This is a genomic window from Actinokineospora globicatena (assembly GCF_024171945.1).
Lineage (GTDB): Bacteria > Actinomycetota > Actinomycetes > Mycobacteriales > Pseudonocardiaceae > Actinokineospora > Actinokineospora globicatena.
The window spans coordinates 1,154,954-1,174,984 of record NZ_JAMTCR010000002.1; the positions used below are offsets into that span (position 1 = coordinate 1,154,954).

Sequence of the window (20,031 nt, forward strand, 5' to 3'; positions counted from 1 at the left end):
CCACTCAAGTGCATCTTGACCCAGGTCACACCCGAGCAGGTGAACGACGGGCATACGACTACCCGAACGCGCACCCCGATCGCCCGGTAGGGCCGTCACCCACATGTCGCAGTGCGGCTATCCACACAAGTAATCCACTTATCCACAATCCCCAGGTGGTTGTCCACAGGGCATCGCCGGATCGGTCCACAACCCGGCTCACCCCGCCGGGGCAGCGGCCGCGCGGGTGGTGACCAGCGGCGATCCGATCACCGAACGCGGTCGGTCAAGCCGGGTTAACAACGGGCTACGAGACGGTCGTCACAGGTCGCTGTTGAGCTTGCCGAGCAGCCGGGAGAACTCCTCGATGTCGGGCGTCGACCAGTCGGCCAGCGTCGCCCGCAGCTGCTTGCGCCGGTCCTCGCGCACCTCGGCCAGCCGCGTCGCCCCGGTCTCGGTCAGCTGCACCAGCCGGGCCCGGCCGTCGGACGGGTCGGCGACCCGCTCGATCAACCCGAGCTCCTCCAGCCGGGCGATCTGCCTGCTCACCGTCGACTTGTCCAGCCCGGTCAGCTCGACCACGTCGGCGGCCCGAACGGGGGCGATGCCGCTCAGGTGCACCAGCAACGCGTAAGAGGCGCTGTCGAGCCCGGGGTGCACCCGCGCCGCGATGGTCAAGGAGAGGCTGCGCGCCCGGCCGAACAGCTTCGACAGCTCGCGCTCCAGGTCCTGCGCCGCGGTCTCCCGGCCGCCTGCGCCCGTCCCGCCCTCCGCCACCCGCGTCCCTCCCGTCGAACCGGCCAGCGGAACGCTAACCGGACATCCCCGGCACCGGGGCCGCGTGGCACAAGGGTCTCATCCGGTGAACGCGCCGGAGTGCAGGTACGCCTCATCGACCAGCACGACCACCCACCGGGACCCGGCGAAGCGCGGCGGCAGGCACGGGTGCGCGGCCCGCAACCACGCGTCGTCGACCACCCCGGCGTGCCCGTTGACGTGCAGACCGCGCCTGCCGTCGACGAGCACCACGCTGATCCGGGGGTTCGCGGCGAGGTTGACCAGGCCGGGCACCGGGTCGACCAGCGCGCAGGCCAGCCGCCGGTCGTCGAGCACGTGCACGAACCCCGGCGGTCCGGCGCACAGCGCGAAGTCGCACTCACCGTCGGCCGCGGCGGTGGCGAGGAACACGCGGTCCATCCGAGTGATCAACTCCACCATCGGGGTGGTGAGCCGGTCGAGCACCGGTTGGCGCGGCGCGGGGGCCTCGCGCGGGCGCTCCTCCGGCGGGGTCGCGGGCGGCGGCTCGGCGAACCCGAGCCGGAGCAGGTCAGTGGGGTGCTGGTCGGTCGACACGGGGGTCCACGGTGGCACGACCGCGCCGCGTTGCGTAGTGCACGCGGACGATGTACCCCATTGGAAGGAGAGCCCTGTACGGGGAGTCAGCGAGAATGACACGAAGGTGTGATCTAGGCATTCAAGCAGCCAAATCCGGTCTACTGTCGACACCGTCGGGGGATGGATGCGCGAGTACCGTGGTGAAAGCCCGAGAGGTGGAGTCGACACCCCGATCATGACAGCCAACGCAGTGGTGAGCCCCATCCCGGCCTCGCAGTACCGAACCGAGTCCCCCACCGCAGTCAGCCACATGGTGCGGTTGGTCCGGCAGAGCTTCGCGGCTGTGGAACCCCAGCACGACCAAGTCGCCCAGTTCTTCTACGGGATGCTGTTCAGCATCGAGCCAAGCGCCAGGGAGATGTTCCCGGCGAACATGCAGGTGCAGCGCTCCAGGCTGCTGCGCGCCCTCGTGCACGTGGTGCAGATGGTCGACCGCCCGGACGACCTCGCGCCGTTCCTGCACCAGTTGGGCCGCGACCACCGCAAGTTCGGCGTGGTCAGCTCCCACTACGAGGCGGTCGGCACCGCGCTCATCGCCGCGGTCAAGAAGTTCGCTGGCGAGGCGTGGACCGACGAGATCGAACGCGCCTGGGCCGAGGCCTACACGATCATGGCCCGCGCCATGCTCGACGCCGCCGCGGCCGACGAGGGCCCGGCGTCCTGGCCCGCGCACGTGGTCGACCACGAGCGCCTCGGCTGGGACCTCGCGGTCGTGCGCGTCCAACCCGACCACCCCGTGCCGTACCACCCGGGGCAGTACGTGAGCGTGGAAGTGCCGCAACGCCCGCGCTTGTGGCGCTACTTCACCCCCGCCAACGCCCCCCGCCCCGACGGCATCCTGGAGTTCCACATCCGGGGCGTCGAGAACGGCTGGGTCAGCCGCTCCATCGTCGCGCACGCCAAGATCGGCGACACCTGGCGCATCGGCCCGCCGATGGGCCGCATCAGCGTCGACCGCAAAGCGGGCCGCGACATCCTGATGATCGCGGGCGGCACCGGCATCGCCCCCATGCGCGCCATCATCGAGGACCTCGCCCAGTGGGGCGACAACCCCCGGGTCCACCTGTTCAACGGCGGCCGCGTCCGCGCGGACCTCTACGACCTGCCGCACCTGCAGAACATCGCCGCCACCAACCCCTGGCTGACGGTCACCCCGGTGCTGGAACAGGAAGAGGCCCCCGGCTTCGACCGCGGCACCCTCGCCGACATCGTCACCCGCCACGGCACCTGGGAAGACCGCGAAGTCCTGGTAGCGGGCTCCCCCACCATGATCCGCTCCACGGTCTCCCGCATGCTCGTCGCCGGAACCCCCCTGGACCACATAACCTACGACCCGTTCACTTTGGACTGACCCTCCGATTCCCTTGCCCCACAAGGAAATTGAGCCCCCGCCAGCCCCGCATCACCGCCAGCCGCGGCGCCTCCGGCCGGACCCCAGCCCCCACCCTGTCCCGGGGGGCGTCCCCTGGCCCAGTCTACCGGCACCCCCTCACCCGAAGGGGTGACCGGAAAAACCTGTGGATGGGCGGCGGGGTTGTGGACAACTCGACCTGGCCAGACCCGAGCGGACCGAGGCGGACCCGCTTGGATTCACCCGGTCGAGGTACCGAGTCAAGACGCGATGCGGTTGGGGCACAACAGAAGTTGGCTGGCGGGCAGGCGGAAGCCCGGCCAGCAAGGCTGCTGGACGCTAGGTAGGCAAGGCGTACAGCAGATCGGGCTTCGGCTGGGCTGAGGCGCCAAGCAGGGCCGATTGCGCCGCCGCGAGGGGGCCAGCAAAGGCTCGAGCGGGGCAAAGCCGTCAGCCGGCAGGGCAATCAGGGCGTAGGCGCCATGCGCGCGAACGTCAGCAAGGGTGGGGCGCCGGGCAGGCAGAAGCGCCAGCCATCCAGGTTGAGGCCATCCAGCCAGCAAGTGCCGAGCGCGGCAGAAGCGCGCGTCAGGTAGCGGGGTTAGGCGGGGTCGGGTGAGCAGCCGCAGGAGGAGCGGTGGTTGAGGGTGGGTGGGAGGAGGATGGTTTCCGGGGTGCGGTCCGGGTCCTCCAGGCGGGCCAGGAGGAGGCGGATGGCGGTGCGGCCGATCTCGTCGACTGGGTGGGTCATGGTGGTGATGGCGGGGGTGACGAGTTCGGCCCAGTCGACTTCGTCGTGGCCGGTGATGGCCAGGTCGGTGCCGATGGTGAGGCCGTGGGCGCGGGCCTCTTGGTAGGCGCCCGCGGTCATGGCGCCGTTGCCGGTGATGACGGCGGTGGGGCGTTCGGGGACGGTGAGGAGGCGGCGCATGGCGAGGATGCCGTCTTCGGGGCTGGCGCCGCCGCCCGCGACGAGGTTGGAGTCCCAGCGCAGGCCCGCGCGGCCGAGGCCGAGGCGGTAGCCGAGGGTGCGCTCCTCGCTGGCGCTCATCCACTCGACGCCGCTGATGAAGGCGATCCTGCGGTGGCCCGCGGTGGCCAGGTGCTGGACGAGGGCCGAGGTCGACTGGATGTTCTCCGGGCCGACCTGATCCAGTTTGATCTTGTGGGACACCCGGTCCACCAGCACCGCTGGCACCCCGGTGCGGGCCAGTTGCTCCAAAGTGGACGTGTCACCGGGAGCGGGTGTCAACAGCATGCCGTCGACGCGGCGGGCCTGGAGCTTGCGGACGGCGGAGCGCTCGCCGTCCTCGGAGTCCAGGGTGTCGCCGAGCAGCACCGTGTACCCGGCCGCCGTGGCCTCCGCCTCGATGGCGTGCAGCAGTTGCGGCAGGTGCGGGTTGGCCAGCAGCGACATCGCCACGCCGATGGACTTGGTGCCGCCGGTGACCAGCGAGCGCGCGATGGCGTTGCCGGTGTACCCGGTCGACTCGATCGCGGCGACGACCCGGTCGCGCGTCGCGGCCGCCACCGGTCTGGTCTCGTTGACCACGTGTGAGACGGTGCTGATCGAGACCCCCGCCAGCTTGGCGACGTCCTCCATAGTGGCCACTGCGTGCACGCTCCAGCTCGGGGGGCAAACGCTTGCGGGAACACTACATACTGGGAGGTAGCGCCCGTGCACTGGGATGCGCTAGTGGCCCGTGCCGCCGCACTCGCGGTGCCCGGGGAGCGGAAGATCCTGGGTATCGCCGGTGCGCCCGGCGCGGGGAAGTCGACCTTGGCCCGGCGGCTGGTCGACGCGCTCGGCGACCGGGCCGCGCTCGTCGGGATGGACGGCTTCCACCTGGCCCAGGCCGAGTTGGAGCGCCAGGGCAGCGCCGACCGCAAGGGTGCCCCGGACACCTTCGACGCCGACGGCTACGTCCACCTCCTGCGCCGGTTGGCGGCCAACACCGACCCGGTCGTCTACGCCCCCGAGTTCCGCCGCGAGGTCGAGGAGCCGATCGCCAACGCGGTGCCGGTCGGGTGTGATGTTCCCCTCGTGGTGACCGAGGGGAACTACCTCCTGCTGTGGCCCCTGGTGCGCCCGCTGCTCGCCGAGGCCTGGTTCGTCGACCCGGGTGACGGGGTCCGCCGGGACCGGCTGCGAGCACGCCATATGGCCTACGGCCGGACCCCGGCGGAAGCCGACGCCCGCACCGGCGGCTCCGACGAGGACAACGCCCGGCTGGTGGCCGCGACCGCGCCGCTGGCGAACCTCGTTCTTCGAAAGGTCGACTAGTCAGTAGCCCTGGCTTCACCCGACTGGGGCACTATGGCGGACGGCCCGCCCCCGAACGGGTCAAGGAAGGACGGATAGTCGATGTCCGCGTTGACCGGCGTCCAGCACATCGCCCTCACCGTCACCGATGTGGACCGCAGCGTCCCCTGGTACGAGCGGGTGCTCGGCTTCGCCGCCGAGAGCCGCACCGACCGCGCGGACGGCAGGAGCACGGTCCGGCTGCGGGGTTTCGGCGTCACCCTCACGCTGGTCCAGCACCCGCACGGTGCGCACGCCCCGTTCGACGAGTACCGCCCGGGGCTGGACCACCTGACCTTCTCCGTGCCGGAGGCCGCGAGCTGGCCGGGCCGCCTCGACGAGTGCGGCGTGCCCTACTCCGACACCCCCGACGGCGTCGCGCTGCGCGACCCGGACGGCATCCGCCTGGTCCTGGCCTGCCCGGCAGGCCGGTGACCGGCTACTCGGTGACCGACACCGTGTCCACCGGCCTGCGCATCTCCTGCCGGTACCGCCAGATCCCCCACACGGTCCCGCCGACGAAGAACGCGATGCTGCCGACCACCGCCACCGTCTGCAGCCAGGGCAGGTCTTCCAGCAGGCCCGCCGCGTAGTAGCCGAGCAGGACCAGCGTCGGCACCCAGGCGATGCCGCCGACCGTGGTGGCGAGGGCGAAGCGGCGCGCGTCCATCTTCGCCGCGCCCGCCACCAGCGGGGCCAGCGTGCGGATCCACGGGATCCAGCGGGCGACCACGATGGCGAAGAACCCGCGCCGGTCGAGGAAGTCGCGGGCGCGGTCGAGGTTGTGCTGGTTGAGCACCCGGCCGCCGACCCGGGTGATGATCGCGTGGCCCGCCTTGGCGCCGATGTAGTAGCCGACCTGGTTGCCCGCGACGGCGACGACGGTCGCGGCCCCGGAGAGCCACCACGCCTGGTGCTCGTGGTCGTGCTGGGCCAGCACCACGCCCGCGGCGAACAGCAGCGAGTCGCCGGGCAGGAAGAGGCCGACGACGAAGGCGCACTCGGCGAAGACGAATCCGAGCACGATGGCCCAGACCAGCAGTGGACCAGCCGATTCGAGCACGCCGAGCGCGGTGTTCACGGCCGTAGGGTACGGCGGCGAACGGCCACCGCGCAGACGATCCACGCCGTATTCACCGAGCTTTGGCTGCCCGGAAACGCCCCCGCGACCAGCCGGTGCTCACCCGTTGGGGCGGAACACAACGCGCCGCCCGCACGTTGCCCAACCGTGTCCGATGTGATCATTTCCGGTAGGGGTGTCGGCGTGCTCGTCGGGGACGAGCGCTGGCTGTTCCGCGGTCTCGACCTCGCCGTCCCCGCGGGCCGGTGCCTCGCGCTGACCGGGGAGAACGGTTCCGGCAAGTCGACCCTGCTGCGCGCCCTCTACGGCCTGCAGGAGCTGACGGAGGGCACCGTGCTGGTCGCGGGCCACACCCCGGACGAGGCCGACATCGCGTTCCGCCGCGACGTCTCGGTGCTGCTCGACGATTCGGCGGTGTTCGACGAGTTCACCCCCGGCCAGCACTTCGACCTGCTCGGCGGTGGCCAGCCCGCGCACGAGTTGCCCGAGGTGCCCGCGCGCGGCCTGTCCGCGGGCCAGCGCAGGCGGCTGCTGCTGCTCGGCGCGCTGACCAAGCCGCACAAGGCCCTGCTGCTCGACGAGCCGGAGCGGGCGGTCGACGCCTCGGGGCGGGACTGGTTGAAGCAGATGGTCAACGCCGCCAAGGGCGCGGGCTCGGCGGTGGTGCTGGCGAGCCACTACCCGCCGCTGGTCGACGCGGTCGCCGACGAGGTCATCGAGCTGTGAGGCGGGTGCTCGCCCGCCTGTCCGACTCGGCGCTCGTGGTGTTCGTGCTGGGCGGCTTGCTGAGCCTGCCGTTCTACAAGGCCGATGGGCTGCGTGAGCGGTTCGTCGGCGCGCACGCCGTGGCGCCGGGGTCGACCACGGCGGTGCTGCTGGTCTCGCTGGCGATCGCGGTCTTCTCGCTGCTGCGCCGCAACCACGTTTGGGCCAATCCCGCCCAGCTGACGTGGGACGATCACGGCGATCGGGCGAAATCCCTCCGCCGCCGGTTGTGGTTGGCACTGCTCTCGCGCTTCGCGGTGGTCGGCTATGTGTTCGTCGCGGCGGGCTTGATCCTCGGTTGGCCATCAGATCTGCCGCTCGTGGGCGCTCTTATCGCCGCATCGGCCCTCTTCGGATTCCGCTGGGCCAACCGACCGCAGAGCTGGCCAGAACTCGGCGGCCCATTCCTCTTAGCGCTAGCGGGAGTCCTGTTCGCCGGGCCGATAGTCCTGTGGGGCGTCGTCGCGGTTCTTACGGTTGCCGCGTTCCCTAGCGGGCGAGCGGTTCGGCGGGACGTATTGGTCCGCGGTTGGAACGCGCGCATCTTGCGGTCAGTCTCAGCTGCCTTCGGTGATGCGCTGGCCCTCTTACCGCCTGCACGCCCGGTCCGCGTACGTCCCAGCAATCCTCTGCGCTTCGCGCTTGCCGGTGCCCTGGCGAGACGGTCAGCGCTGCCGTTCGCGGTGCTCGTCTTGCTGGCGACACCGGTGCTGCGCCACGCCTTCCCCGTCGTCGGTTCCGTGTGGTGGGTCGGCCTCGGCGCGTACTTCTCGACCGTGCCGTTGGCGGGCGGCCTGGCGGAGGTGATCCGCACGCCAGGCCTCCGGCGCTGGGTGCCGACGAGCACCAGAGTGCTCAAACTCGCTGCGCTGGCCGTGCTGACCGTGGCCGCCGCGGTGTGGGCGGCCACGGCCGTGCTGCTCGGGCTCTCGTTCGTGCCTCTAGTCGTCCCCCTGGTCGCGTGGGCCGTCGTGCGGACCGTGACCAGGCCCGACATCGACTACACAGCCGGGGTCTCGACGGACGTCGGTGGCGTCTACCTCCCGGTCGGGCTCGTGTTCCAGGTGCTGCGCGGGCCCGACCTGCTGCTGTTCGGCCTGCTCGTGCTCAGCTACTTCCACTCGTCGTAGCCGAGCACCACGTCCCGGGTGCCCGCCTCGCCGCGCCGCAGGCTCACCTCGTGCGCCGACGGCGAGTACCCGCTGGCGATCACCGTGTAGTCGCCCTCGGCCAGCGCGTCCACCGAGTACCAGCCGGACTCGTCGGTGTTGGTCACCGCGACCACCTCGCCGGAGGAGTCGAGCACGGTGATCCGCGCGTTGGCCACCACGGCTCCGTCGCCGGTGCGCGCCATGCCCTCCAGCGCGGCCGCGCCCAGGAGCTCGACGTCCTGGCGCAGCGGCCCCGAGTCCGGCACGGCGAGCGGGATCGCGACCGGCTGGAACTCCTCGGCCGCTACCACCAGGGTCAACTCGCCCTGGCGCACGCCGACGAACCGGAAGCTGCCGTCCGAGGCCGTCGTCTGGGACTCCACGACCTCGCCGCGGTGGTCGGTCAGCGTCACCTGGGCCAGGCCGAGCGCGGTGTGCCCGTCGGCGGTCATCACGAACCCGTGCACGATCGTCGCGCCCGCCAACACGACGTCCAGTGTGGACTGTCCGGATCGGACCTTCACGGTGGTCGCCTTCGGCTGGTGCTCCGGCGCGGAGGCGAGCAGCACGTACGACCCGGGGTTCGGCGCGTCGAGCAGGTACTCGCCGGTGCCGTCGGACCCGACCCGGCTGACCTGCCTGCCGCCCGGGTCGAGCAGCGTCAGCGCCGCACCCGGCACGACCGTCCCGTCCGGGTGCCGGACCTGCCCGCGCAGCCCGACCAGCTCACCGCGCAGGGCGGTCGGCTCGTGGAACCCGTTGTGCCCGTTGGACTCCGAGTGCCCGTTGGACTCCGAGTGCCCGTTGGACTCCGCGTGGCCGTTCGACCCCGGGTGCCCGTTGGACTCCGGCTTCCCGTCGTCCGCCTGGTCCCCGTCAGCGGCCTGCTCGTCGGCCTGCTCCTCCGGTCCGAGCAGGCTCTCCTTGGCCTCGTCCGGCAGCAGCGCCTCGCCGCCCTCCATGATCGCCGCCGGGGACGCGCCGCTGCGCAGCGGGATCTCCTTGATGAACAGCGACACCAGGAACGCCAGCACCATCACGCCCGCGCCGACCAGGAACACCAGCTGGATCGACTCGACGAAGCCCTCTTGGAACGGTCGTGCCAGCCGCGGGTCGATCTCCTGCAGGAACGACGAGTCCTGCAGGACGCCGCCACCGCCGCCACCGCGCAACGCGGCGAACACCGGGTCGTTGACCGGGTTCGACCGGACCGCCGGGTCCGACAGGGCGGCCTGGAACGCCGGGTTCTGCGCGGCGGACCGGAAGGCGTTGGCGATGTTGTCCGCGACGGTGCTGAACAGCAGCGACAGGAACACCGCGACACCGAGCGTGCCACCGAGCTGGCGGAAGAACGTGATCGCCGCGGTCGCGACGCCCATGTCGCGCATCTGCACCGAGTTCTGCGCGGCCACCGTCAGCGTCTGCATGCAGAAACCGAGGCCGAGGCCGAACACCACCATGTAGACGATCGGCTGCCAGATCGGGGTGTCCACGCCGACGAGGTGGAACAGCAGCAGCCCGCCGATCAGCAGCAGCGACCCGATGATCGGGAAGACCTTGTAGCGCCCGGTCTTCGAGGTGATCTGCCCGGACACCACCGAGGCGAACATGATGCCCAGCATCAGCGGCACCATCATCAGCCCGGCCTCGGTCGGGGTGAACCCGCGCACGATCTGCAGGTACTGCGGGATCATGGTGATCCCGCCGAACATGCCGATACCCAGGATCGTGCCCGCGATGATCGTCATGGCGAAGGTGGACGTGCGGAACAACCGCAGCGGGATCAGCGCCTCGTCCTTCATGGCCCGTTCGACCAGCAGGAACCCGACCAGGCCGACGAAACCGATGCCGTAGCAGAGCAGCGAGCGCTGCGAGTCCCAGCCCCACTCCCTGCCCTGCTCGGCGACGATCAGCAGCGGCACCACGGCGATCGAGAGGAACACCGCGCCGAAGTAGTCGATGCGGTGGTCGTGGCGCTCGTGCGGGATGTTGAGCACCTTCATCACCACGAACAGCGCGATGATGCCGATCGGGACGTTCACCAGGAACACCCAGCGCCACCCGGTGATGCCCAGGATCTCGCCCTGGCCAGCGAAGAAGCCGCCGATGACCGGGCCGAGGACGCTGGAGGTGCCGAACACGGCCAGGAAGAAGCCCTGGTACTTGGCCCGCTCCCGGGGCGGCACGATGTCGGCGATGATCGTCAGCGCCAGCGACATCAGCCCGCCCGCGCCGAGGCCCTGGAACGCCCGGTAGGCCGCGAGCTCGTACATCGTCGTGGCCAGCGTGCAGGCCAGCGAGCCGATGATGAACAGCGAGATCGCGGTCACGAAGAACGGCTTGCGGCCGTAGATGTCGGAGAGCTTGCCGTAGAGCGGTGTGGAGACGGTCGAGGTGATCAGGTACGCGGTGGTCGCCCAGGCCTGCAGGCTCAGCCCGTTGAGGTCGTCGGCGATGGTCCTGATCGACGTGCCGACGATCGTCTGGTCCAGCGCGGCCAGGAACATGCCGAGCATCAGCCCCGACATGATCACCAGGATCTGCCGGTGGGTCAGGCCCCCCTCGGTCGGCGCTGCGTGCTTGGCCGGGTTGTCGGCCGTCGCTGCGGTCATGCGTGGTCCCCTAGCTGGTGCTGGTGTGCTGGTTCGTGGGCAGCCCGGATCGACGCAACTGGTTGCGTTGGCCAAGCATGTGCCTGCTCGGCGTCGGGTGCAACTCTCAGGCGGCGAGCGTGCGCACCAGGGCGTCGCGCAGGAACTCGCCCGCGTGCCGCAGCGCCAACCGGCCTTCCGGGACGATCGGGTAGAACGCCGGGAACACGTGCACCTGGCCCGGCCACACCTGCAGGTCGCAGTGCGCGCCTGCCGAGGTCATCGCGGTCGCGAGGCGCCGCGCGTCGGCTAAGAGGCACTCGGCACCGCCCACCTGCACCAGCGTCGCGGGCCAGCGCCGCATCGAGCCGCGCAGGACGTCCAGCCGGGGGTGGTCGACGCCGAGGTCACCGGCGTAGATCGCGGCGACCTCGCGGGCCCGGTCCGGCGGGATGTACGGGTCCCGGCACAGCGCGTCCTGCTCGTCGAGCCGCGCGCAGGTCAGGTCCAGGAACGGGGAGAACAGCACGACCGCGCCGGGCATCGCCGAGCGCTGCCTGGTCAGCGCCGCGAGCAGGCCCGCGGTGAGGTGACCGCCCGCGGAGTCGCCCGCGAGCACGATCCGGTCGGCGGAGTAGCCCTGGTCGAGCAGCCAGTGGAACGCGGCGAGCGCGTCGTCGGCGGCCGCCGGGTACGGGTGCTCCGGGGCGCGCCGGTAGTCCAGCAGCAACACCGGCAGGCCGCTGGTCTGCGACAACGCCGCCGCGATGTGCCGGTGGCTGCGCAGCGACCCGAGCACGAAACCGCCGCCGTGCAGGTACAGCACCACCCCGGCCCGCTCGTCGGCGTCCCGCGCGGTCAGCATCAGACCGGTCACGTCGCCGTAGCCGTGCGGCTCGGACACCGCGCGGACCCGGGTGCCGCGCGGCAGCGGCGTCAGGCCGACGGTGTCGAACGCCTCCCGCACCACGCGCAGTTGCCCACCGCGCAGCCGCAGCCGGTCGGCGACCGGGCGCGCGCAGGTGCGCAGGTACCGCGCCAGCGCCCTGGCCTGCACGCTCGGCCCTGGTAGCTCGGCCATCCCACACCCCCGACCCGGCATCGACAGTGACACCCAACACATCAACTGTAGGTCAGCGGTAGGACGATCGCCTACGGTTGCCGGTGTGCACGCCTCGGTGACATCCCCGGAGTTGCTGGCCCGGCTCAGCTCCGCGCTCGACCACGACGGGGTGATCACCGACGCCGACGTGCTGCCGGGCTACGAGCGGGACATGATGCCGCTCGCCCCGTACGGCACGCCGCTTGCGGTAGTGCTGCCCAGGACGACCGCGCAGGTCCAGGCCGTGGTGCGGGCGTGCGCCGAGCACGGGGTGCCGATCGTCCCGCGCGGCGCGGGCAGCGGGCTGTCCGGCGCGGCCAACGCCATCGCGGGCTGCGTCGTGCTGGTGACCACCCGGATGAACGCCATCCTGGAGATCGACCCGGACAACCGGCTGGCGGTCGTCGAACCCGGCGTCATCAACCTCGACCTGCGCGCCGCCGTGGAGCAGCACGGCCTGTTCTACCCACCGGACCCGTCGAGCTACGACTGGTGCACCCTCGGCGGCAACCTGTCCACCAACGCGGGCGGCCTGTGCTGCGTGAAGTACGGGGTGACCACCGACTCCGTGCTCGGCCTGCAGGTCGTGCTGGCTGACGGCGAGGTGCTCGACACCGGCCGCCGCACGGTGAAGGGCGTCGCGGGCTACGACCTCACCAAGCTCTTCGTCGGCAGCGAGGGCACCCTCGGCGTGATCACCCGGGCCACCCTCGCGCTGAGGCCGCTCCCCCAGGCCCCCGGCACGCTGGTCGCGGCCTTCGACACCGCGGCGGCCGCGGGCGACGCGGTCACCGGGGTGGTGCGCGCGGGGATCATCCCGTCGCTCATGGAGATCATGGACGCGACGGCCATCGCGGCCGTGGAGGCGCACCTCAAGACCGAGCTCGGCGCCGGTCGGGGCAGCGCCGCCCTGCTCATCTGCCAGTCGGACACCGGTGGCGACGCGGCGGTCGGGGAGCTGTCGGCCATCGAGCGGATCTGCCGGGACGCGGGTGCCCCCCTGGCGCACACCACGTTCGACCTCGCGGAGGGCGCGTTGCTGCTGACCGCGCGCCGGGCCGTGCTCACCGCGCTGGAGACCTACGGCGCCTGGCTCACCGACGACGTCTGCGTGCCGCGCACCAAGATCACCGACCTGATCGCGGGCTGCGAGCGGATCAGCGCCGAGGTCGGCCTGCGGGTCGCCGTGGTCGGGCACGCGGGCGACGGCAACATGCACCCCACGATCGTCTACGACCCCGCGTCGGCCGACGAGTTCGCCCGCGCCGAGCGCGCCTTCGCCGACATCCTCGACCTCGGGCTCCGGCTCGGCGGCACGATCACCGGCGAGCACGGCGTCGGCAAGATCAAGCGCGAGTGGCTCGCCCGCGAGATCGGCCCGGTCGGCCTGCGGGTGCACCGCGCGGTCAAGGCCGCGCTCGACCCGGGGAACCTGTTCAACCCCGGCTCCATGTTCGACCTCGGCTGAGCGCCGCGATCACCCGGCGGACGGCATCGCGTGGGGCACCCGGCTCACTACAGTGATCCGCCCACCACCGGTACGAGCAGGAGTGACGGTTCGAGACGATGGACCAACCGCAATACGCCACCGCCACCGAGGTGTGCCGACGCCTCTCCGGCAGGCTCACCGACGACGTCGTCAGCGTCGTCCAGTCGCAGTTCTTCGCCGGTGAGCGGGAGATGGCGCTGTCCGCGCTGCTGCTCAACCTGCAGTACGAGGGGGTGGGCATCACCGAGGACGAGGCCGAGCTGATCCGCGCCCTCCTCGACGACCCGCACGACCCGGAACTGGGTGAGGTGGCCGTCGTCGCGACCCCACCAGCGCCCTCCTACCGGTTCAGCCCCACCGGACCAGCCGACGCACCGGACCCCTCCGGCGCCGACCGGGTCATCGCCGGTGAGGCCGCTGTCGCGGGCGGGCGCCGGGTGCGCAGGGTGTGGCGGGACCCGCTGCCGGACGCGGCGAACCCAGCGACCTGGGTGTACCTGGTCCAGGTGGCGCCGGGTGCGGACGAACTGCGGGCGCACAGCGCGATCAGCTCACGGCTGTGGGTGGCCCGGCAGGAGAAGTGGCCGATCGAGGTGGTGGTGGAGGGCAGGCCGCTGCCGCCCTACCAGACCGCCGCGGTGACCGCCGCCCACCAGGTGTGGGCGGCGGCGTGAGCGACTAGAGGCCGGGGCCTGCCGCGTGCTTCCGTTCGCGGCGGGCCTTGAGCACCTCGAAGATGATCGGCAGCACCGAGATCAGCACGATGAGGACGAGCATCGCCTCGAGGTTGTTGTGGATGAAGTCGATCTGACCGAGGAAGTAGCCGAGGACGGTCAGGCCGGTCGCCCACAGCACGGCGCCGATGGCGGAGAAGGTGAAGAACTTGCGCTGGTCCATGCGGCCGACACCCGCGACCGCGGTGATGAAGGTGCGCACGACCGGCACGAACCGGGCGAGCACGATGGCGCGCGGGCCGTACTTCTCGAAGAACACGTGCGTCTTGGCGACGTGCTCCTGCTTGAACAGCTTGGAGTCCGGCTTGTTGAACAGCGCCGGGCCGACCTTGTAGCCGATGTAGTAGCCGACCACGTTCCCGATGAACGCGCAGGCCGTGAGCAGCACGCAGATCAGCCACAGCGGCGTCGGGATCTTGTCGATCGCCACGAACAGGCCCGCGGTGAACAGCAGCGAGTCGCCGGGCAGGAAGAAGCCGAGGAGCAGCCCGCACTCGGCGAAGATGATCAGGCAGAGCACCGGCAGCAGGTACGGGCCGAGGCTCGTGAGGATGACCTCCGGGCTCAGCCAGTCCGGTAGCAGTGCCTGGTTCACGGGGAGGTCTGCGCGCACTCGGACAAGGTACAGGGCAGGCCTGTGACCAGCCTGTGCCGGGTTTGTCCTGGCAGTGCCTCCGGTCACACACCGTGTCGGCGGTCGGCCAGGTCGGGGGTCAGCGCAGCAGGGTGAGGAACCCGACGAGTGACCCGGCGGCCAGGCCGAGCAGGAGCGCGAGCGCCAGCACCCACCACGCCCGGGGCGGCAGGCCCTGCTCGGCCCGGGCGGCGGCGAGGGTGCCGGGATCGTCCACCGGCTCCGCGACCGGGGTCCTGGCCGCCTGCGCGCGCAGCGCGTCGGTGAGCAGGCGTTCCGGGTCGGCCGCGGTCATGCGGGGACGTTAACCCACCCAGGAACCCCGGCGCATGACCGAGTCGACGTGCAGGCCCGCGTCGAGCAGCACGAGGTCGGCGGTCAGGCCCTTGGCGAGCTTGCCGGTGGTGTCGGCGAGGCCGAGCAGCGCGGCCGGGCGGGTCGAGGTGGCCGCGACGGCCTCCGGGACCGTGAGCCCGCAGCCCTGCACGAGGTTGCGGAAAGCGACGTCCATGGTGAGCGTGCTGCCCGCCAGCGAGGTCCCGCCCGCCAGCGTCGGCACGCCGTCCTTGACCACGACCTCCAGGCCGCCGATGTCGTAGGAGCCGTCGCCGACCCCCGCCGCGGCGATGGCGTCGGTGACCAGGACGGTCCGGCCGAGGCCCGCGTGCTTGGCGGCCAGCCGCACGATGGTGGGGCTCAGGTGCACCAGGTCGCAGATCAGCTCGACGGTCACCCGCTCGTCGTCGAGCAGCGCCCCGATCGGGCCCGGCTCGCGGTGGTGCAGCGGGCGCATGCCGTTGAACAGGTGGGTGGCGACGGTGGCTCCCGCGTCGACGGCGGGCATGACCTGGGCCTCGGTGGCGTCGGTGTGCCCGATCGCGGCGATCGACCCCGCGTCCACGAGTTGGCGGACCGCGTTGACGGAGTTGTCCAGTTCGGGGGCGAGGGTGACCATCCGGACCGCGCCCTGACCCGCGCGCAGCAGCCGCTCGACCGCGTCGGTCTCCGGGGCGCGCAGGATGGCCGGGTCGTGCGCGCCGCAGCGGGCCGCGGACAGGAACGGGCCCTCCAGGTGCACGCCCGCCAGCAGGCCGTCCTCGACCAGTTCGCGCAGCGCGGAGATCTGGTTGACCAGCTCGTCGATCGGGCGGGAGACCAGGCTGGCCAGCAGCGTGGTGGTGCCCCGGCGCGCGTGCGTGTCGACCGCGACCCTGGCCCTGGCCGGGTCGGTGCTCATGAACGGCTCGCCACCGCCGCCGTGGCAGTGGATGTCGACGAAGCCGGGGACCACCCAGGCGCCGTCGGCCTCGACGGTCTCGTCGGCGCGCGGACGCTCACCGCTGCCGAGGGCCGAGATGTAGCCGTCTTCGACCAGCAGCCAGCCGTCGTCCACCACGCCTTCCGCGGTGACGAGTCTGCCTCCTGCGATGAGCCGTCCTGCCATTTGATGGTCCTCCGAGCGTCCGTGCACGCGACAGTGCACAGTGGCAGTGTATTGGTCTATACCGCAATGGTCTAAACCAACTTCGCCCAGTAGGAGTACGCCTACGGCGTGTTCATGATCTTCTGCAGCGCCTCCAACGCCCGGCTGGCGGTCGACTTCACCGTGCCCTTGGAGATGCCCGCCGCCTCGGCGATCTCCGCCTCGGTGAGGTTCCCGTAGTAGCGCAGCACCAAGACCTCGCGCTGCCGCGGCGGCAACTGGGACAGCGCCCGCACGACGCTCTGGTGCTCCGCGGTCAGCATCGCAAGGCTCTCCGCCGACCGCGCGTTGACCGCGTGCGGCGGCGTGTACTCGCGAGCGGTCTTGCGCCTGCGCAGGACGCTGCGCGAACCGTTGACCACCGCCGTGCGCAGGTAGCCGACCGCGGCCGCGGAATCGCGCAGCCCGCCCCAGTTGCGGTGCAGCCCGGTGAACGCCTCCTGCACCACGTCCTCGGCCGTCGCCGGTTCGTCGACCAGCAGCAACGCCAGCCGGATCAACCGCATCCGGTGCGTGCGGTACAGGTCCTCCAGCGTCAGCGGGGCGTCCGGCCGCGGTGGCGGCGGCGCACCCTTGGTGTCGATCGCCCGCAGCCGCGTCAGGGTCTGCTCGACCGTCTGCTCCGCGCTGCCCTGCCCCGTCGACTGCGGGGCACCTGCCTGGTTGTCTTCCCCTGCCACGGGGTGACCTTACCGGGCCGAGACCCGCGGGCACACCGTCCGACCTGCGCTTGCGATGATGGCGCCATGACCTGGTTCACCGTGGACACCCGCTACGCCGACGACGTCGACCGGCTCAACGCGGCCCGCCCAGCCCACCGCGACTGGCTGCGGCCGATGGTCGACTCCGGGCAGGTCCTCGCCGCCGGGCCGTGGGCCGACGGCAGCGGCGGGTTCTTCGTGCTGCGCGCCGCCGACCGCGCTGAGCTGGACGAACTGCTCGCCGCCGACCCCTACACGCTGCAGGAGGTGGCGGCGGCGCGGGTGATCCGGGAGTGGAACATCGTGCTCGGGACGCCCGCCGCGCTCGACTAGTAGGTCCCGCCCAGCTTGCGGTGGTCCCAGGACGTCACGTGGGTGGGGGTGAACCGCAGCCCCACCCGTTTGGCGGCCTGGACCCGGATGAACTGGTAAGCGGCAACGGCGATCTCCGGGTTCCCGGCGTACCGCTCGGTCACGGCGCCGCCGATCCGGACCACCTCGTCGGCGTCGGTGACGACCTCCACGTCGCACTCCATCAGCACGCCGCGAAGCTCCTCATAGGACTCGCCAGCCTCCACCAGCACGCTCGCCTGGGCGAGTCGGCGCAGGTTGGCGACCTTCTGCGAGCTCTCGTAGGTCCACGACACCAGCCCGCCGCCCTCGGGCACGAACCACAGCGGCACCACGTGCGGCCGGGTGTTGCGCCCGATGGTCGCCACGTTCGCGGTCCGCTCCTCGGCGAGGAACTCGGCGATCTCGGCCTGGGTCATCTTGATCTGCTCGCGCCTGGACACGGTCCCCACCCTGCCGGCCGACTACCTCGGGTGTACCGCCGCCGCGCCGCCCGCGCCGACCGGTCGTGACGACACCTCGGCCCCGCGCGCAGCGATGTCGGCCAACGCGGCCTTGTCCGCCTTCGCCACCATGTTGCCGGTGAGCCGCCCGCCGATCTCGATGATCGGCGGCAGGAACGCGCGGAACAGCTTCAGCAGGCCGACCCAGCCGGGCACGTGCACGGTCCGGTCCCGGCGCAGCACCCCGGCCTCCAGCGCGTCCAGCGCCACCGACACCGGGTAGGTCTTGCCGATCGGACCGGGCATGCCCGCGCGCAGCGGCCCGAAGACCGGGTGCTCGTCGGCGCCGTTGACCAGGTCGGTCGCGATCCAGCTCGGGTGCGCGACGCCGACCTTGACGCCCAGGTGCCGCACCTCGGCGCGCAGGCTGTTGGTGAACGCCTCCACCCCGGCCTTGGCGGCGGCGTAGGCGGCCATCGCCGGGGCGTGCGCGATCGCGGCCATCGACGACACCACCAGCACGTAGCCCTTGCGCTCGATGACGTGCGGCAGCGTCACCCGGACGGTGCGCCACACCCCCAGCAGGTCGACCTCGATCGTGCGCTCGAAGGCGACCGGGTCGATCGAGCGGACGAACCCGGCCGCGGCGATCCCGGCGTTGGCGACGACGATGTCGATACCGCCGAAGCGCTCCACGGTGCCCTTGGCCGCCGCTTCCAGCGCGGCCCAGTCGGTGACGTCGGCCTCGAACACGGCCGCGTTCGGCCCGCAGTCGGCCGCGACCTTCGCCAGCTCCTCCGGTTCCAGTCCGACCAGGGCGACCTTGGCCCCGCTGGCGGCGAACCGGCGGGCGAGGCCCGCCCCGAACCCCCGCGCGGCGCCGGTGATCAGGATGACCTTCCCCGCGACGCTCTGCGTGCGGGCAAACAGGTTCGTCACGCCCATGGGTGCCTCCAAGACCGGGTTCCGCCAGCGACCGTACCGCAACCTACTCCGAGTAAGCTACCGCGAGTAACAGGTATTTCGCCAGACCGGTAACCCCCGACCGGGGTCCGTCGATGTGATGGTCGATGCGCTGAGAGTGAGCGGCCGACTCACCTGCCAAGCCGGGGACGATGCCGGGCGGGGACGAGGGGGCGGGTGGCGGGAGGAGTGATACCGGTGTCGGTGGAGTTGGTCGTGACCGCCTTGCTCGCGGGTGCTGCCGCGAGCACGACGACTACGACGACCGCGGCGGTGGACGCTTACGCCGCGCTGACCACCGAGATCAGACGGGTGCTGCGCAGGCGCGAAGAGGACTTCGTGGTCGACGCCGAGGTTGCCGAAGACGTGCACGTGCCCGAACAGCGCGCCGACCTGACAGCCACCCTGACGGCGACGGGCGCGGGGGACGACCCTGAGGTCCTCGCCCGCGCCCGTCATCTGCTCGTCGTACTCGGCCACCGCTCGCTGCTGGAAGTCACGGACTGACCGGATCAAGCACGGCAAAGTGGCCTGAGCGGTTACGCCTCCGCGGCCGCCCGCAGTTCAGCCACCTCGTCGGAGGTGAGCTTCAGGTCGACCGACGGGAGCAGGTCGGCCAGTTGCTCCGGCGTGCGCGCGCTCGCGATGGGTGCCACCACGTTCGGCTGCGCGGTCAGCCACGCCAGGGCGACAGCGGCCACAGTGGTCTCGTGCGCCGCCGACACCTCGTCGAGCACCTCCAGCACGCGGCGGCCCCGGTCGTCCAAGTAGGACGAGGCGGCACCCGCGCGGGGGCTGTCGACGGTGGAGCCGCCGTCGCGGTACTTGCCGGTGAGGAAGCCCTTCGCCAGCGACCAGTAAGGCAGGACGCTGAGGTTCTCCTTCGCGGCCAGCGCCGCGTACTCGGTCTCGTAACCCGTGCGCTCGACCAGGCTGTAGTGCGGCTGGATGGCCACGTACCGCGCCAGGCCCTCGCGGTCGGAGATCGCCAGCGACTCCTCGATCCGCGCCGCGGAAAGGTTCGACGCGGCGATGTGGCGGACCTTGCCCTCGCGGACCAGTGCGTCGAACGCGGTGAGCGTCTCCTCGATGGGCGTGTTCTCGTCGTCGTAGTGCGAGTAGTACAGGTCGATGTGGTCGGTTCCCAGCCGCTTGAGGGAGCCTTCCGCGGCGGCCTTGATGTTCGCCGCGGAAAGCCCCTTAAAACCCTCAAGCGCGGACAGCTTTGTCGCCACCACGAAGTCGTCACGCTTACCGCGCGCGGTAAGCCACTCCCCGATGATGGTCTCCGACTCGCCGCCGGAGTTGCCGGGCGCCCACTGCGAGTACATGTCAGCGGTGTCGACGAAGTTGCCGCCCGCTGCCGCGTAGGCGTCCAGGACGGCGAAGGACGCCGCCTTGTCCGCCGTCCACCCGAACACGTTCGTGCCCAGGTTGAGCGGGTAGACCTCGAGTTCCGTGGTGCCGATGCGCGTCATGCGCCGAACCTACCCCGACCGGGTTCGCCGGTCACCGA

General features: G+C 71.3%; 22 protein-coding genes. 9 read left to right on the top strand and 13 right to left on the bottom strand.

Annotated features, from left to right (window positions below):
- Positions 1–300 precede the first annotated feature (300 nt).
- The gene (locus LV79_RS05510; RefSeq protein WP_253832686.1) at positions 301–756 is read right to left on the bottom strand and encodes a MarR family winged helix-turn-helix transcriptional regulator; all 456 of its coding nucleotides are present in this window, start codon (positions 754–756) and stop codon (positions 301–303) included.
- A gap of 78 nt (positions 757–834) precedes the next feature.
- Positions 835–1,332, bottom strand: a complete 498-nt coding sequence (locus LV79_RS05515; protein ID WP_253832688.1) for a pyridoxamine 5'-phosphate oxidase family protein — start codon at positions 1,330–1,332, stop codon at positions 835–837.
- Positions 1,333–1,549: 217 nt separating this feature from the next.
- Between LV79_RS05515 and LV79_RS05520 the strand changes: the two genes are divergently transcribed.
- On the top strand, positions 1,550–2,725 hold the full coding sequence (locus LV79_RS05520) for an FAD-binding oxidoreductase (protein ID WP_372495264.1): 1,176 nt from the start codon (positions 1,550–1,552) through the stop codon (positions 2,723–2,725).
- Positions 2,726–3,326: 601 nt separating this feature from the next.
- Here the strand turns inward: LV79_RS05520 and LV79_RS05525 are convergent.
- Complete coding sequence (locus LV79_RS05525) at positions 3,327–4,328, bottom strand: LacI family DNA-binding transcriptional regulator (protein ID WP_253835831.1); 1,002 nt, start codon at positions 4,326–4,328, stop codon at positions 3,327–3,329.
- A gap of 75 nt (positions 4,329–4,403) precedes the next feature.
- Here LV79_RS05525 and LV79_RS05530 point away from each other — a divergent pair, with 75 nt between their 5' ends.
- Positions 4,404–5,009: a nucleoside/nucleotide kinase family protein gene (locus LV79_RS05530; RefSeq protein ID WP_253832690.1), complete on the top strand. Its 606-nt coding sequence runs from the start codon at positions 4,404–4,406 to the stop codon at positions 5,007–5,009.
- Between the two features lie 81 nt (positions 5,010–5,090).
- Positions 5,091–5,462: a VOC family protein gene (locus LV79_RS05535; protein WP_253832691.1), complete on the top strand. Its 372-nt coding sequence runs from the start codon at positions 5,091–5,093 to the stop codon at positions 5,460–5,462.
- Positions 5,463–5,466: 4 nt separating this feature from the next.
- Here LV79_RS05535 and LV79_RS05540 read toward each other — a convergent pair whose 3' ends face one another.
- Complete coding sequence (locus tag LV79_RS05540) at positions 5,467–6,108, bottom strand: DedA family protein (RefSeq protein WP_253832693.1); 642 nt, start codon at positions 6,106–6,108, stop codon at positions 5,467–5,469.
- Positions 6,109–6,255: 147 nt separating this feature from the next.
- On the opposite strand from LV79_RS05540, the gene LV79_RS05545 reads away from it, so the two are divergent.
- Both LV79_RS05545 and LV79_RS05550 read left to right on the top strand, forming a co-directional pair.
- The gene (locus tag LV79_RS05545; protein WP_253832695.1) at positions 6,256–6,834 is read left to right on the top strand and encodes an ABC transporter ATP-binding protein; all 579 of its coding nucleotides are present in this window, start codon (positions 6,256–6,258) and stop codon (positions 6,832–6,834) included.
- On the top strand, positions 6,831–8,003 hold the full coding sequence (locus tag LV79_RS05550; RefSeq protein WP_253832697.1) for a hypothetical protein: 1,173 nt from the start codon (positions 6,831–6,833) through the stop codon (positions 8,001–8,003). The genes LV79_RS05545 and LV79_RS05550 overlap by 4 nt, the downstream gene beginning before the upstream one ends.
- On the opposite strand, the gene LV79_RS05555 is transcribed toward LV79_RS05550, so the two are convergent.
- Entirely contained in the window at positions 7,985–10,636 is a 2,652-nt protein-coding gene (locus LV79_RS05555) for an MFS transporter (RefSeq protein WP_253832699.1), read from the bottom strand. The genes LV79_RS05550 and LV79_RS05555 overlap by 19 nt on opposite strands.
- A gap of 106 nt (positions 10,637–10,742) precedes the next feature.
- Positions 10,743–11,696, bottom strand: coding sequence for an alpha/beta hydrolase (locus tag LV79_RS05560; protein ID WP_253832701.1), 954 nt, complete (start codon positions 11,694–11,696; stop codon positions 10,743–10,745).
- A 97-nt stretch (positions 11,697–11,793) separates the two neighbouring features.
- Here LV79_RS05560 and LV79_RS05565 point away from each other — a divergent pair, with 97 nt between their 5' ends.
- Both LV79_RS05565 and LV79_RS05570 read left to right on the top strand, forming a co-directional pair.
- Complete coding sequence (locus tag LV79_RS05565) at positions 11,794–13,185, top strand: FAD-binding oxidoreductase (protein WP_253835832.1); 1,392 nt, start codon at positions 11,794–11,796, stop codon at positions 13,183–13,185.
- A gap of 98 nt (positions 13,186–13,283) precedes the next feature.
- Positions 13,284–13,880 carry a hypothetical protein gene (locus LV79_RS05570; protein WP_253832703.1) on the top strand — a complete coding sequence of 199 codons (597 nt, stop codon included), beginning with the start codon at positions 13,284–13,286 and terminating at the stop codon, positions 13,878–13,880.
- A 4-nt stretch (positions 13,881–13,884) separates the two neighbouring features.
- Here the strand turns inward: LV79_RS05570 and LV79_RS05575 are convergent, their stop codons facing one another.
- From LV79_RS05575 to LV79_RS05590, 4 genes are all read right to left on the bottom strand, one after another.
- Complete coding sequence (locus tag LV79_RS05575) at positions 13,885–14,553, bottom strand: DedA family protein (protein ID WP_253832705.1); 669 nt, start codon at positions 14,551–14,553, stop codon at positions 13,885–13,887.
- A gap of 100 nt (positions 14,554–14,653) precedes the next feature.
- Positions 14,654–14,869, bottom strand: a complete 216-nt coding sequence (locus tag LV79_RS05580) for a hypothetical protein (RefSeq protein ID WP_253832707.1) — start codon at positions 14,867–14,869, stop codon at positions 14,654–14,656.
- 9 nt (positions 14,870–14,878) lie between these two features.
- Positions 14,879–16,018 (bottom strand): N-acetylglucosamine-6-phosphate deacetylase, encoded by a 1,140-nt coding sequence (gene nagA, locus LV79_RS05585; protein WP_253832709.1) that lies wholly within the window; start codon positions 16,016–16,018, stop codon positions 14,879–14,881.
- A gap of 101 nt (positions 16,019–16,119) precedes the next feature.
- Positions 16,120–16,737: a SigE family RNA polymerase sigma factor gene (locus LV79_RS05590; protein ID WP_253832711.1), complete on the bottom strand. Its 618-nt coding sequence runs from the start codon at positions 16,735–16,737 to the stop codon at positions 16,120–16,122.
- Positions 16,738–16,803: 66 nt separating this feature from the next.
- Here LV79_RS05590 and LV79_RS05595 point away from each other — a divergent pair, with 66 nt between their 5' ends.
- The gene (locus tag LV79_RS05595) at positions 16,804–17,091 is read left to right on the top strand and encodes a YciI family protein (RefSeq protein ID WP_253832712.1); all 288 of its coding nucleotides are present in this window, start codon (positions 16,804–16,806) and stop codon (positions 17,089–17,091) included.
- On the opposite strand, the gene LV79_RS05600 is transcribed toward LV79_RS05595, so the two are convergent.
- Positions 17,088–17,552 carry a pyridoxamine 5'-phosphate oxidase family protein gene (locus tag LV79_RS05600; protein ID WP_253832714.1) on the bottom strand — a complete coding sequence of 155 codons (465 nt, stop codon included), beginning with the start codon at positions 17,550–17,552 and terminating at the stop codon, positions 17,088–17,090. The two genes, LV79_RS05595 and LV79_RS05600, sit on opposite strands and share 4 nt — an antisense overlap.
- 21 nt (positions 17,553–17,573) lie before the next feature.
- On the bottom strand, positions 17,574–18,497 hold the full coding sequence (locus tag LV79_RS05605) for a short-chain dehydrogenase/reductase (RefSeq protein WP_253832715.1): 924 nt from the start codon (positions 18,495–18,497) through the stop codon (positions 17,574–17,576).
- Positions 18,498–18,713: 216 nt separating this feature from the next.
- Between LV79_RS05605 and LV79_RS05610 the strand changes: the two genes are divergently transcribed.
- Positions 18,714–19,022 carry a hypothetical protein gene (locus tag LV79_RS05610; RefSeq protein WP_253832716.1) on the top strand — a complete coding sequence of 103 codons (309 nt, stop codon included), beginning with the start codon at positions 18,714–18,716 and terminating at the stop codon, positions 19,020–19,022.
- A 32-nt stretch (positions 19,023–19,054) separates the two neighbouring features.
- Here the strand turns inward: LV79_RS05610 and LV79_RS05615 are convergent, their stop codons facing one another.
- Positions 19,055–19,993, bottom strand: a complete 939-nt coding sequence (locus LV79_RS05615) for an aldo/keto reductase (protein ID WP_253832717.1) — start codon at positions 19,991–19,993, stop codon at positions 19,055–19,057.
- Positions 19,994–20,031: the final 38 nt, after the last annotated feature.